The 11,840-nt window shown below is 59.0% G+C and carries 16 protein-coding genes; 9 read left to right on the top strand and 7 right to left on the bottom strand.

Annotated elements, in window-relative coordinates:
• Positions 1–103: 103 nt before the first annotated feature.
• Positions 104–667, bottom strand: a complete 564-nt coding sequence (ahpC, locus tag AB7M25_RS14155; protein ID WP_007975937.1) for an alkyl hydroperoxide reductase subunit C — start codon at positions 665–667, stop codon at positions 104–106.
• Between the two features lie 138 nt (positions 668–805).
• On the bottom strand, positions 806–1,744 hold the full coding sequence (locus AB7M25_RS14150; protein WP_429560529.1) for a site-specific integrase: 939 nt from the start codon (positions 1,742–1,744) through the stop codon (positions 806–808).
• 292 nt (positions 1,745–2,036) lie between these two features.
• On the opposite strand from AB7M25_RS14150, the gene AB7M25_RS14145 reads away from it, so the two are divergent.
• Positions 2,037–3,047, top strand: a complete 1,011-nt coding sequence (locus tag AB7M25_RS14145; protein ID WP_454237484.1) for a DNA-binding protein — start codon at positions 2,037–2,039, stop codon at positions 3,045–3,047.
• Here the strand turns inward: AB7M25_RS14145 and gorA are convergent.
• Both gorA and galU read right to left on the bottom strand, forming a co-directional pair.
• Positions 3,044–4,402, bottom strand: coding sequence for a glutathione-disulfide reductase (gorA, locus tag AB7M25_RS14140; protein WP_454237483.1), 1,359 nt, complete (start codon positions 4,400–4,402; stop codon positions 3,044–3,046). The two genes, AB7M25_RS14145 and gorA, sit on opposite strands and share 4 nt — an antisense overlap.
• A gap of 130 nt (positions 4,403–4,532) precedes the next feature.
• The gene (gene galU / locus AB7M25_RS14135) at positions 4,533–5,372 is read right to left on the bottom strand and encodes a UTP--glucose-1-phosphate uridylyltransferase GalU (protein WP_102702148.1); all 840 of its coding nucleotides are present in this window, start codon (positions 5,370–5,372) and stop codon (positions 4,533–4,535) included.
• A 290-nt stretch (positions 5,373–5,662) separates the two neighbouring features.
• Here galU and AB7M25_RS14130 point away from each other — a divergent pair, with 290 nt between their 5' ends.
• From AB7M25_RS14130 to AB7M25_RS14120, 3 genes are all read left to right on the top strand, one after another.
• Entirely contained in the window at positions 5,663–5,851 is a 189-nt protein-coding gene (locus AB7M25_RS14130) for a hypothetical protein (protein WP_007975950.1), read from the top strand.
• 241 nt (positions 5,852–6,092) lie between these two features.
• On the top strand, positions 6,093–6,353 hold the full coding sequence (locus AB7M25_RS14125; protein WP_454237482.1) for a hypothetical protein: 261 nt from the start codon (positions 6,093–6,095) through the stop codon (positions 6,351–6,353).
• 171 nt (positions 6,354–6,524) lie between these two features.
• Positions 6,525–6,806 carry a hypothetical protein gene (locus AB7M25_RS14120; protein WP_217838257.1) on the top strand — a complete coding sequence of 94 codons (282 nt, stop codon included), beginning with the start codon at positions 6,525–6,527 and terminating at the stop codon, positions 6,804–6,806.
• An 11-nt stretch (positions 6,807–6,817) separates the two neighbouring features.
• Here AB7M25_RS14120 and AB7M25_RS14115 read toward each other — a convergent pair whose 3' ends face one another.
• Together AB7M25_RS14115 and AB7M25_RS14110 are read right to left on the bottom strand one after the other, a co-directional pair.
• Positions 6,818–7,048, bottom strand: coding sequence for a hypothetical protein (locus AB7M25_RS14115; protein ID WP_454237481.1), 231 nt, complete (start codon positions 7,046–7,048; stop codon positions 6,818–6,820).
• A 72-nt stretch (positions 7,049–7,120) separates the two neighbouring features.
• Complete coding sequence (locus tag AB7M25_RS14110; protein ID WP_454237480.1) at positions 7,121–7,477, bottom strand: hypothetical protein; 357 nt, start codon at positions 7,475–7,477, stop codon at positions 7,121–7,123.
• A 201-nt stretch (positions 7,478–7,678) separates the two neighbouring features.
• On the opposite strand from AB7M25_RS14110, the gene AB7M25_RS14105 reads away from it, so the two are divergent.
• The 5 genes from AB7M25_RS14105 (at position 7,679) to ada (ending at position 10,830) form a co-directional block, all read left to right on the top strand.
• A complete protein-coding gene (locus AB7M25_RS14105) occupies positions 7,679–7,981 on the top strand; it encodes a DUF1883 domain-containing protein (RefSeq protein WP_007912251.1) in 303 nt (100 codons plus the stop codon).
• 37 nt (positions 7,982–8,018) lie between these two features.
• Positions 8,019–8,186 carry a hypothetical protein gene (locus tag AB7M25_RS14100; RefSeq protein WP_007985513.1) on the top strand — a complete coding sequence of 56 codons (168 nt, stop codon included), beginning with the start codon at positions 8,019–8,021 and terminating at the stop codon, positions 8,184–8,186.
• A 117-nt stretch (positions 8,187–8,303) separates the two neighbouring features.
• Positions 8,304–9,008, top strand: a complete 705-nt coding sequence (locus AB7M25_RS14095) for a 2OG-Fe(II) oxygenase (RefSeq protein ID WP_429560531.1) — start codon at positions 8,304–8,306, stop codon at positions 9,006–9,008.
• Positions 8,998–9,678, top strand: coding sequence for a DNA oxidative demethylase AlkB (gene alkB / locus AB7M25_RS14090; RefSeq protein WP_454237479.1), 681 nt, complete (start codon positions 8,998–9,000; stop codon positions 9,676–9,678). Before AB7M25_RS14095 ends, alkB begins: the two co-directional genes overlap by 11 nt.
• Positions 9,679–9,765: 87 nt before the next feature.
• Complete coding sequence (ada, locus tag AB7M25_RS14085; protein WP_429387639.1) at positions 9,766–10,830, top strand: bifunctional DNA-binding transcriptional regulator/O6-methylguanine-DNA methyltransferase Ada; 1,065 nt, start codon at positions 9,766–9,768, stop codon at positions 10,828–10,830.
• On the opposite strand, the gene acuI is transcribed toward ada, so the two are convergent.
• Positions 10,831–11,814 carry an acrylyl-CoA reductase (NADPH) gene (gene acuI / locus AB7M25_RS14080; protein ID WP_429560532.1) on the bottom strand — a complete coding sequence of 328 codons (984 nt, stop codon included), beginning with the start codon at positions 11,812–11,814 and terminating at the stop codon, positions 10,831–10,833. It abuts the gene before it with no gap.
• Between the last annotated feature and the right edge of the window lie 26 nt (positions 11,815–11,840).

The raw sequence follows: 11,840 nt of genomic DNA, 5'->3' as shown, positions 1-11,840 counted from the left end.
GGCATAAAAAAACGCCCGAGCGAATCTCACCCGGGCGTTTTTATTGGGCGGTGCAGCTTACCGAGTAGGTGCGGAGTTCCGCCCTGATGGAGCGATCACAGACTTAGATCTTGCCGACCAGGTCCAGGGACGGCGCCAGAGTGGCCTCGCCTTCTTTCCACTTGGCTGGGCAAACCTGACCCGGGTGAGCAGCGACGTACTGGGCTGCCTTGATCTTGCGCAGCAGCTCGGAAGCGTCACGGCCTACACCGCCGTCGTTCAGTTCAACGATCTTGATCTGACCTTCCGGGTTGATCACGAAGGTGCCACGGTCAGCCAGGCCTGCTTCTTCGATCAGCACGTCGAAGTTGCGGGAGATGGCGTGGGTCGGGTCGCCGATCATGGTGTACTGGATCTTGCCGATGGCTGGCGAAGTGTTGTGCCAGGCAGCGTGGGCAAAGTGGGTGTCGGTGGAAACGCTGTAGATCTCGACGCCCAGTTTCTGGAAGGCGTCGTAGTTGTCAGCCAGGTCTTCCAGCTCGGTCGGGCAGACGAAGGTGAAGTCGGCCGGGTAGAAGAACACGACAGACCACTTGCCTTTCAGGTCAGCGTCCGAGACTTTTACGAAGTCGCCATTTTTGAATGCATCAGCTTTGAACGGTTTAACTTGGCTGTTGATGATAGGCATCGTTGACTCTCCGTCAGGGGTTAAGAAGTTGATGGAGAGAACTTTACCCACTCGACGGACGGTTGGCTCATTGGCAAACCTGATGCCGCTGATTGGCTTTAGCTATTAGCCGACTGTATTTATAGAAGAAAACGATCTCTAGAACTCAATCGGCTTTTCAGTGAGGCGCGCCATCCCGAGGAACGGACTGGCTTCGATGTAGCGCATGGCCGACTTCATGTCCTTCCAGCCCACATAACTCATCAGCGACTTCAGATCCCAGCCACTTTGATGCGCCCAGGTCGCAAAGCCGCGGCGCAAGGAATGGCTGGTGTAGAGTTCGCCGGCAATGCCTGCGCGCGCCAGCGCCTGGCGCAACAAGGGAATCACGCTGTTGGCGTGCAAGCCCTCCTCGCCCAGATGCCCCCAGCGATCGATGCCACGAAACACCGGCCCACGCACCAGTGCCGCTTCGGTGATCCAGTCGATGTAAGCCTGCACCGGACACAAACGCTGCAAGGCCGGCGTCTGATAAGTCTTGCCGAGGTTGTCGCGATCACTCTTGCTGCGCGGCAGGTAGAGGCTGATGCCGGAACCGGCGCTGGCCTGCACGTGTTCAACCTGAAGCCTGCACAACTCGTCGCTGCGAAAGCCGCGCCAGAAGCCCAGCAGGATCAACGCCATGTCGCGCCGGGCACGCAGCAACCCCGGTCGGTCGCCTTCGGCCCTTGCGGTTTGCACTTCCAGCTCCAGACGACTGACCACCTGCTCCAGGTGTTGAAGCTGCAAGGGTTCGGCTTGTTTTTCCTGGGCCGGGTGCAACGCACGGATGCCCTTGAACACCTTGCGCACCACCGGCGCCTTGGTGGGGTCGGCAAAACCCTGACTGTTGTGCCACTGCGCCAAGGCCGACAAGCGCAGCTTCAGCGTATTGATCGACAACACGCCGGCATGCGCCACCAGGTAGCGCGCCACGCTGTCGCCGGTTGCCGGCAGAAACCCGCCCCACGTGACTTCGAAGTGTTCGATGGCTGCCCGATAGCTGCGACGGGTGTTGTCGCGAGTCGCGGCTTGCAGATAGCGATCCAGATCGCCCATAAGACATGAACCTGTTTTGACCGACTGTAGGGGTGAGCTCGCTCGCGATGATCGTTAACGATGACGCGGGTTGGCAGATGCCCCGCGGCGGTCTCGTGTTTATCGCGAGCAAGCTCGCTCCTACAAGGGTTTGTGTACGGAAATAGTGCGAGGAATACCTCGAAACTGCCATCACACGGGGTAATACCAGTATATCCCGTGTTAGTGAGATTCAGCATTTAACTTCATCGATTGAATGGTACAATGTGTATTTACGTGGTACGTAACACATTATCAAAACCCGGGAGATCTCATGGCACGCGGCGGTGTAAATAAAGCGGTGGTGCAAGCCGCTCGGTTGGCGATCCTCGCCCGTGGCGAAAACCCCAGCATCGATGCCGTACGGATCGAAATGGGTAATACCGGCTCGAAAACCACGATTCATCGCTACCTCAAAGAACTCGATGACAGGAACGAGACGGTCGAAGCGCCAGCGGAACCGATTGACGACGAACTGATGGCCCTGGTGGCGCGGCTCGCCCAAAGACTCAAGGAGCAGGCGCAGGAGCCCATCGACCAGGCGCGCACGCAGTACGAGGAACAACGCAAGGCGCTGGAAAAACAGCTCGGCGAAGCGCAAGAGGCCAACAGCGAACTGCACCAGCAATACGAGTTCCAGAGCTTGGCACTGACTCAGGAGTCCGAGGCCCTGCACGAAACTCGCGCCATGCTGCAAACGGAGCAAACCCGTAACGCCGGGATGAACCAGGCGCTGGCCGATTTCGAATTGCGTTTGAAAGACAAGGACGAGCAGATCCGCTCCCTTGAGGAAAAGCACTTGCACACTCGCGATGCACTGGAGCACTACCGCAATGCGGTCAAGGAACAGCGCGAACAGGAAATGAGTCGCCACGAAGGCCAGGTGCAACAGCTACAGATGGAACTGCGCCAGGCACAACAAAGCGCCCTGGTACGCCAGGATGAAATCACCCAGTTGCACCGTGACAACGAACGCTTGCTGACTGAAAACCGCGGCACACTGCGCGAGTTGAGCCTGCTGCAGGAACAGCTCAAGCAAAACAATACCCGTCAGGATCAGTTGCTGGAACAGGCCACCCGCGTCGACGGCGAGCGCACCCTCCTCCAGGAACGTCTGCGCGTCGCCCTGCTGGAAAGTCAGGCACTCAAGCAAAACGTCGATGAGCAGTCGCAGCTCAACAAGTCACTGGAAATCGAACTGACCAGGACCCGGACGGATCTGGAAGAACGCGTACGTCTGGCCGCAACCCTTGCGGCAGCGGCAGACGTAGCGAAGGACGATTAACCGGCGACCGGCGTGCGCATGGTGACGAACTCTTCGGCGGCCGTCGGGTGCACGCCGATGGTTTCGTCGAAGTCGCGCTTGGTGGCGCCGGCCTTCAAGGCAATCGCCAGGCCCTGGACGATTTCACCAGCCTCCGGGCCGACCATGTGGCAACCCAGTACCTTGTCGGTCTTGGCGTCCACCACCAGCTTCATCAGCGTGCGCTCTTGGCATTCAGTCAGGGTCAGCTTCATTGGCCGGAAGCGGCTTTCGAAGATCTGCACCTCGTGGCCGGCTTCGCGGGCTTCTTCTTCGGTCAAACCGACGGTGCCGATGTTCGGCAGGCTGAACACCGCCGTCGGGATCATCTTGTAATCCACCGGACGATACTGCTCAGGCTTGAACAGACGGCGCGCAACCGCCATGCCTTCAGCCAGCGCGACCGGCGTCAGTTGAACACGGCCGATCACATCGCCCAGCGCCAGGATCGACGGCTCGGCGGTCTGATACAACTCGTCGACCTCGACAAAACCCTTCTTGTCGAGCTTGACCCCGGTGTTTTCCAGCCCGAGATTGTCCAGCATCGGACGACGCCCGGTGGCGTAGAACACGCAATCGGCTTCCAGCTGGCGGCCGTCCTTGAGCGTGACTTTCAGGCTGCCATCGGCCTGTTTGTCGATGCGCTCGATGTCCGCGTTGAATTGCAGGTCCATGCCGCGCCTGGTCAACTCTTCCTGCAAATGCTTGCGCACGGTAACGTCAAAGCCGCGCAGGAACAGTTCGCCGCGATACAGCAACGTGGTCTCGGCGCCCAGACCATGGAAGATCCCGGCGAACTCGACTGCAATGTAGCCACCGCCCACCACCAGCACCCGTTTGGGCAGCTCTTTGAGGAAGAACGCCTGGTTGGAACTGATGGCATGCTCGTGCCCCGGAATCTCCGGAATCTGTGGCCAACCACCGGTCGCGATCAGGATGTTCCTGGCGGTAAAGCGCTCGCCATTGATCTCGACCTGATGCGGATCGACGATTTTCGCGTGCCCCTCATGCAAGGTCACACCGCTGTTGACCAGCAGGTTGCGATAAATGCCATTGAGGCGATTGATCTCGCGGTCCTTGTTGGCGATCAGCGTCGGCCAATCGAACTGCGCCTCATCCAGGCTCCAGCCAAAACCGGATGCCTGCTCGAAGTCCTCGGCGAAGTGCGCACCGTAGACCAGCAATTTTTTCGGCACGCAGCCAACGTTCACACAAGTGCCGCCCAGGTAGCGACTCTCGGCCACCGCCACTTTCGCGCCAAACCCGGCGGCAAACCGCGCAGCCCGTACACCACCGGAACCGGCACCAATCACATAAAGGTCAAAATCGTAGGCCATTTTCAATCTCCTCGGCAGGTGACCAGCATACCTGCGGACATTTGCGGAGCAAGCGCTGAACACGATATGAGGCCGGAAAATGAAAAAGCCACCCGAAGGTGGCTTTTCTATACAAACAGGTCGCCAGCTATCAGTAAGCCTTGCCCGTCTTGTAGAAGTTCTCGAAGCAGAAGTTGGTCGCTTCGATGTAGCCTTCGGCGCCACCGCAGTCGAAACGCTTGCCCTTGAACTTGTAGGCCATGACGCAGCCGTTCTGGGCCTGCTTCATCAGGGCGTCGGTGATCTGGATTTCACCGCCCTTGCCTGGCTCGGTTTGTTCGATCAGGTCGAAGATGTCCGGGGTCAGGATGTAGCGGCCGATGATGGCCAGGTTCGACGGCGCGTCTTCCGGCTTTGGTTTCTCAACCATGCTGTGTACGCGGTAGATGTCGTCACGGATCATCTCGCCGGCGATCACGCCGTACTTGTTGGTTTCTTGCGGGTCGACTTCCTGGATGGCCACGATCGAGCAGCGGAACTGCTTGTACAGCTTGACCATCTGGGTCAGCACGCCGTCGCCTTCAAGGTTGACGCACAGGTCATCCGCCAGTACCACGGCGAACGGCTCGTCGCCGATCAGCGGGCGGCCGGTGAGGATCGCGTGGCCCAGACCTTTCATTTCGGTCTGACGGGTGTAGGAGAACGAGCATTCGTCGAGCAGCTTGCGGATGCCGACCAGGTATTTTTCCTTGTCGGTGCCCTTGATCTGGTTTTCCAGCTCGTAGCTGATGTCGAAGTGGTCTTCCAGGGCGCGCTTGCCGCGGCCGGTGACGATGGAGATTTCGGTCAAGCCGGCATCCAGTGCTTCTTCGACGCCGTACTGGATCAGTGGCTTGTTCACCACCGGCAGCATTTCTTTGGGCATGGCTTTAGTCGCTGGCAGGAAGCGAGTACCGTAACCGGCTGCTGGGAACAAGCATTTCTTGATCATATAAGTCCTTGAAAGGGCTGTGTGTACGAGTTTCGGCGCAGTCTAATCAGGCGGCGTGCACCTTACAATGCCCCCGCGCTGGCTAACTGATGCCAACATAGAGAATTATTCTGGCGGATAGTTCCCTGCGAGGTTGCACAGGCGATTGCACAACCTCTTATGCATAGCAGAGACTGGCGCAAATGCACGGCTTTCTACCGCCCGCAACCCATCACCATACGCTCATCGGCACCCGTTGCGTGCGTTTGCCGGTATCATGGCGCGATTGAACCAGACAACGAGGCAAATAGATGTCGGAAGCAAAAAGCGTCAACGGATTCCTGATCAACAAGGTGAAAGACGGCCAATGGTGGGTGGCCAGTGTCGCCGGTGAAAATATCGCCGGGCCTTTCCCTTCCGAAGCCCTGGCAATCGAAGTGGCCTCGGTGCTGGAGCTTGAGCACCCGGAACCCAAGCGACGCGGCAAGGACAAGAGCTGATCGACGACCCTCTCGAATAGCCCTGTCTTAGCACAGGGCTTTTTTATGGTTCTTTCACTGGTTTGGAGGTCACTTCGTTTTCGACGCGAACGCGGCCTCCTGTAGGAGCTGGCCTGCCAGCGATGGTCGTTAACGATTACGCGTGTGAACTGGATGAACGCGGCGCATTTGAGTCCATCGCCAGCAAGCTGGCTCCTACAGTTTCCCAGTGTGGGCAGGGTCCTTTGTTGGCTTGCCTGCGATGGTCGTTAACGACAACGCGTGCGAGCTGGATGAACGCGGCGCACTGGAGTCCATTGCCAGCAAGCTGGCTCCTACAGTTTCAGCGTGGACACGCTCCCGTGTAGGAGCTGGCTTGCCAGCGATGGTCGTTAACGATTACGCGTGCGAGCTGGATGAACGCGGCGCACTGGAGTCCATCGCCAGCAAGCTGGCTCCTACAGTTTCAGCGTGGGCAGGGTCCCTTGTAGGAGCTGGCTTGCCAGCGATGGTCGTACGATAACGCGTGTGAACTGGATAAACGCGGCGCACTGGAGTCCATCGCCAGCAGGCTGGCTCCTACAGTTTCCCGGGAATGCGTGACGAACACCGAAAAATAAGTGGCCTTTGGCTATAACCTTTTGAATCCGGCGCTGTCTCAGCCTTAGCCCACCCCCCTGACGATGATCAAACCATGAATAAAATTTTGCCTTTGCTAGCGGTATTGGCCCTGAGCGGCTGCGCAACGTCGAAAGAAACCTACCTGGGCAACGGAGAGCAGGGTCTGACGATCGATTGCTCGGGAGAGGCGAATTCCTGGGCCGCCTGCTACGAAAAGGCCGATGCCTCCTGTGCAGGAACCGGCTACCGGATTGTCGGCACCGACGGCACGCCAGCACTCAAGGTCAGTGAAAAAACCCTCGGCGCCGATATCGGCAATTACAAGAACCGCAGCGTCGTGGTGGTCTGCAAATAAGGGGCTCGACCCTACAGATGAATTTCGGCGAACTTGATCCCGAGTCCGCGTACTGTTTCGATCAACTCGTCGAGTTTGCCAAAGGACTCGACTTCGTCATTGTCATCCACCAGGAAATAGCTGCGCCCGGCGCTTTTCTTGAAAAACACGATCCACTCCCCCAGCTCCGCCGGATTCTGGATCACATGGGTGGCAGAGATAAGTCCCTCTGCATGGCGCTCCCGGACCTGCTCTCGTTTCATAGTCGACTCCAGAAATGACGATGCCGCCAAAAACAGGCTTTGGCGGCATCGGTGCTGTTGGTCGATAGTTTATCAGCCGGAAATGCACTCGGTGGCAGCCTTCTGTACATCCTTTGGACGCACCGGAACATTGGACATGCTCTCGTGCAGCTTGATGCTGCTGCCACCCGAGCGCTCTTCAATGTCGAATATGGCTGACGGCCCTGTGGAATACTTGAGCGGCACGATTACACGCAGGCCATCCTTGTGCGGCTCGATTTGCAAGGCGCCACGACTGTCGGCCAGTTTTTCGCTGAGGCATTGCGCATACTCATGGGGTTTCTTGCCAGAAATCACGCTCATGGTCGGCAGTGACTCGTTGATGTCAGAGACGTTCGCACAACCGCTCACCAATGCCGCCAGCGCAACAACCCACAAACCCCACTTCATACAAAACCTCCGATAAAGAGGCTCGGACAACGCAGATGCGTTTTTTCTCCGAGGCAAACTGCTTTATCGCTCATCAAAGGTGAAATTAGCGTTTTTAATTGTCAAAGCGGCCGGATAATAAGGCCTTCGGGCTGATAAACTGCGCCCATCGCCCATGCTATCGTTTTGATTTTGTAGAAAAAGCCCTTCTGGAGGCGCCCCATGAAATTTATCCATCAGCGCGAGCACCTCAATGAAGACGACATCGTCGTCATTCAATGCTCCCAAATGTGCAACATCCGTTTGATGAACGACGCCAACTTCCGCAGCTTCAAGAATGGCGGCCGTCACACCTATCACGGCGGTGCATTCGACACCTTTCCGGCGCGCATCACCGCCCCCAGCACCGGTTTCTGGAACATCACGATCGACACCGTCAACCGCCGCGCTATCAGCGTGACGCGCAAGCCCACCCTGACGCACTCGATCAAAATCATTCGCCGTTCCAGTACGAAACTGAGCTGATCGGCACACCCGAAACACAAGACAGGCAGATACGACCGTGGCCCAAACGACCAAGTACGTCATCAAATACAAACTCAACGGTGAGCGCCGCTTCGAGTTTGCCCAGCTTGAAAACGGCACCGCAGAGGAAGCCAAAGCGGCGCTGGATGCCATTCATGGACAGGACGACGTCATCAGCGAGATCAGCGTCAGCAAAGCGCTGTAATACGATCCGGAGCGACAATGGACGTCGGCTCCCGTTCGCAGTTCGACCGCAAGCGCCGGAGTGCCTGCTGCATTCAAGTCTTCCAGACTGGCCACCTCAACCACAAGAGGCCGGGCAATGAGCGAGCAATATCTGGACCGGCTGGACTGGCCCCGGCTGGAACAGCAACTTGACCTGGACGGTTACACCGTCATCCCTTCACTGCTGAGCCACAAGGCTTGTGACCAGGTCAGCGCCCTGTACCCCCGGACCGAGTCCTTTCGCTCGCACGTGGTGATGGCTCGTCACGGCTTCGGCCGCGGCGAGTACAAGTATTTCAGCTACCCGTTGCCGGACCTTGTGGCGCGTTTGCGCAGCGCGCTCTACCCGCGCCTGGCGCCCATCGCCAATCGCTGGCATGAACAAATGGGCTTGCCGCAGCGTTTTCCTGACACTCATCCCGCCTTCCTCGAGCGCTGTCATGCCGCTGGTCAGAACCGTCCGACACCCTTATTGCTGCAATATGGTCCGCAGGACTACAACTGCCTGCATCAGGATCTGTACGGTGAGCACGTTTTCCCGTTGCAAGTGGCGATTCTGCTGTCGGACCCCGATCAAGACTTCACCGGCGGCGAATTTGTCATGACCGAACAACGTCCACGCATGCAGTCACGGCCGATGGTCATCGATCTGAAGAAAGGTGACGGGCTGATCTTTGCCGTCAACCAGCGGCCGGTCAAAGGCACTCGCGGTTACTACCGCGTGACCCTGCGCCACGGCGTGAGTCGCCTGCACAGCGGCAAACGGCATACCCTTGGAATCATCTTTCACGATGCGACATGAGCCCATGAACCCGCTGACTTTCGATCTGTTTGCCGATGCAGAGCCCGAGCAAGAGCCCAGGCGCGAGCAGATCGGCGAACAATCATACGTGCTGCGAGGCTTCGCCCTACCCTGGCTGGATCGCTTGCTGCCCGCTCTGGAGGCGGTGCTGCTGGCCGCGCCATTTCGGCAGATGGTCACGCCCGGCGGCTTTACCATGTCGGTCGCCCTGAGCAGTTGTGGCACATTCGGCTGGACCACTGACCGCAGCGGTTATCGATACACCCGCGATGATCCACATACCGGTCAGCCCTGGCCAATGATGCCCGAGGTGTTTTTCCAACTGGCACAAGCGGCGGCGCAGGCTGCGGGGTTCAGCGACTTTGTGCCTGATTCCTGCCTGATCAACCGCTACATCCCCGGGGCAAAAATGTCATTGCATCAAGACAAGGACGAGCATTCCTACGCAGCCCCCATCGTTTCGGTATCGCTGGGCTTGCCGGCGATGTTCCTGTTCGGCGGCTTTGCACGCAGTGACAAAAGCCAGCGCATCCCCCTGCTGCATGGTGACATCGTGGTCTGGGGTGGCGTGGATCGCCTGCGTTATCACGGCGTATTGCCGATCAACGACGGCTTTCATCCGAGACTGGGTGAGCAACGCATCAACTTCACCTTCCGCACCGCCGGATGAAGACTTCGAATTTGACCGCAAGCGCCGGAGTGTGTGGGAATTGCCCCATGGTTAATGTGCAGGCAACTCCTCAAAGGACGTGACGCCATGACAACCCAATCGACCAAGATCACCACCGAAAACGATCCGCGCTGGGCCGCCGTGGTCGCGCGCGATCCCAAGGCTGACGGGCAGTTTGTCTATGCCGTGAAGACCACAGGCATCTACTGCAACCCGAGCAGTCTTGCGCGCCTGCCCAAGCCACAGAATGTCGAATTCTTCGATAGCGCCGAACAAGCCCGGGCCGCGGGTTACCGTCCGAGCAAGCGCGCGGCAAAGGATCAGAGCGAACTCGCCGCGCAGCATGCCGCCACCGTGGCCGCTGCCTGCCGCCAGATTGAAAGCGCCGAAACGCTGCCCACCCTGGGCGAACTGGCCGAGGCTGCGGGATTGAGCAGCTTCCACTTCCATCGCGTGTTCAAAGGCGTGACCGGCCTGACGCCCAAGGGCTATGCCGATGCCCATCGTTCACGCAAGGTGCGCGAGCGCCTGGCAGACGGCGGCTCGGTGACCGATGCCCTGTATGACGCTGGCTTCAACTCCAACAGCCGGTTTTATGAAGCGGCAGACCAACTGCTCGGAATGAAGCCCGGGGACTACCGCGCGGCCGGTCAAAACAACGACATTCGTTTTGCTGTCGGCCAGTGTTCGCTGGGGGCGATTCTGGTGGCGCAGAGTGAACGCGGGGTTTGCGCGATTTTGCTCGGCGATGATCCGCACCAACTGGTCTGTGACCTGCAAGACAAGTTCCGGCGAGCCAACCTGATAGGTGCCGATCATGAATTCGAGCAATTGATTGCCAGAGTCGTCGGCTTTATCGAGGCCCCGGCCATTGGCCTGGACCTGCCATTGGACGTGCGCGGCACCGCATTTCAGGAGCGTGTCTGGCAAGCGCTGCGGGAAATCCCCGTTGGCAGCACTGCCAGCTACGCCGATGTCGCCCAACGTATAGGTCAACCAAAAGCCGTTCGCGCCGTCGCTCAAGCCTGCGGCGCGAACAACCTGGCCGTGGCGATCCCGTGCCATCGCGTGGTGCGCAGCGATGGCAATCTTTCGGGCTATCGCTGGGGTGTCGAGCGCAAACGCCAGCTGCTGGAGCGCGAATCGCGCTAATCAGCGATTCACATCCACCACCACGCGCCCGCGCAACTGCCCGGCAAGCAAGCGCGGCGCAGCCTCGATGGCTTCGCTCAAACCGATTTCGTGGCTGATCAACGGCAACAGGTTGAAGTCCAGGTCCTTGGCCAGGCGACTCCAGGCCTCCACGCGTCTGGCTTTGGGCTGGGTCACGCTGTTGATGCCGGCCAGGGTCACACCGCGCAAGATGAACGGTGCAACGGACGCCGGAAAGTCCATGCCTTGTGCCAAACCGCAGGCCGCAACGGTGCCATTGGCCTTGGTGCTGGCGCACGCATTGGCCAGGGTGTGACTGCCGACCGAATCGATCACGGCCGCCCAGCGCTCCTTGGCCAAGGGCTTGCCCGGCTCGGACAAGGTGGCACGATCGATGATTTCGCTGGCGCCCAGTTGCTTCAGGTACTCATGCTCCGAGGTACGTCCGGTGGACGCGACCACCCGGTAGCCGAGCCTGTTCAGTAACGCGATGGCGAAACTGCCGACGCCACCGTTGGCGCCAGTCACCAGGATTTCACCCTGCCCGGGCGTCACACCGTTATGTTCCAAAGCCAGGATGCACAACATGGCCGTGTAGCCCGCCGTACCGATGGCCATCGCCTGGGCAGCGGTAAACGCTTTGGGCAGCGGGATCAGCCAGTCACCGTTCAGGCGAGCCTTCTGCGCCAGGCCGCCCCAATGCCCTTCCCCTACGCCCCAGCCGTTGAGCAGGACTGCGTCACCGACCTTGTAGTCCGGATGCCCGCTGACCTCGACCACACCGGCCAGATCGATGCCCGGCACCATCGGGAATTTGCGCACCACCGGACTGCTGCCGGTGATCGCCAGGCCATCCTTGAAGTTCAGTGTGCTGTAGGCGACACGCACCGTGACATCGCCCTCGGGTAACTGATCGTCCTGGATCTCTTGCAGTCTGGCCCGGTAACCGCTGTCGTCTTTGTCGATCAAAATACCTTTGAACATTACGGCCTCTCAATGAAATCAGTCGG

This window comes from Pseudomonas sp. AP3_22 TE3818, assembly GCF_053628995.1.
Note: the sequence above shows the minus strand (reverse complement) of the source record. Positions and strands in the feature narration are given on the sequence as shown.

Excerpts from the sequence above, each read along its gene's own strand:
- AB7M25_RS14125 (WP_454237482.1), top strand. The coding sequence starts at position 6,093 with ATGGTCGTTAACGACAACGCGTGCGAGCTGGATGAACGCGGCGCACTG.
- alkB (WP_454237479.1), top strand. The coding sequence starts at position 8,998 with ATGCGACATGAGCCCATGAACCCGCTGACTTTCGATCTGTTTGCCGAT.
- AB7M25_RS14150 (WP_429560529.1), bottom strand. The coding sequence starts at position 1,744 with ATGGGCGATCTGGATCGCTATCTGCAAGCCGCGACTCGCGACAACACC.
- AB7M25_RS14110 (WP_454237480.1), bottom strand. The coding sequence starts at position 7,477 with ATGAAGTGGGGTTTGTGGGTTGTTGCGCTGGCGGCATTGGTGAGCGGT.
- acuI (WP_429560532.1), bottom strand. The coding sequence starts at position 11,814 with ATGTTCAAAGGTATTTTGATCGACAAAGACGACAGCGGTTACCGGGCC.
- AB7M25_RS14115 (WP_454237481.1), bottom strand. The coding sequence starts at position 7,048 with ATGAAACGAGAGCAGGTCCGGGAGCGCCATGCAGAGGGACTTATCTCT.
- ahpC (WP_007975937.1), bottom strand. The coding sequence starts at position 667 with ATGCCTATCATCAACAGCCAAGTTAAACCGTTCAAAGCTGATGCATTC.
- AB7M25_RS14130 (WP_007975950.1), top strand. The coding sequence starts at position 5,663 with ATGTCGGAAGCAAAAAGCGTCAACGGATTCCTGATCAACAAGGTGAAA.
- AB7M25_RS14095 (WP_429560531.1), top strand. The coding sequence starts at position 8,304 with ATGAGCGAGCAATATCTGGACCGGCTGGACTGGCCCCGGCTGGAACAG.
- AB7M25_RS14105 (WP_007912251.1), top strand. The coding sequence starts at position 7,679 with ATGAAATTTATCCATCAGCGCGAGCACCTCAATGAAGACGACATCGTC.
- galU (WP_102702148.1), bottom strand. The coding sequence starts at position 5,372 with ATGATCAAGAAATGCTTGTTCCCAGCAGCCGGTTACGGTACTCGCTTC.
- gorA (WP_454237483.1), bottom strand. The coding sequence starts at position 4,402 with ATGGCCTACGATTTTGACCTTTATGTGATTGGTGCCGGTTCCGGTGGT.
- ada (WP_429387639.1), top strand. The coding sequence starts at position 9,766 with ATGACAACCCAATCGACCAAGATCACCACCGAAAACGATCCGCGCTGG.
- AB7M25_RS14145 (WP_454237484.1), top strand. The coding sequence starts at position 2,037 with ATGGCACGCGGCGGTGTAAATAAAGCGGTGGTGCAAGCCGCTCGGTTG.
- AB7M25_RS14120 (WP_217838257.1), top strand. The coding sequence starts at position 6,525 with ATGAATAAAATTTTGCCTTTGCTAGCGGTATTGGCCCTGAGCGGCTGC.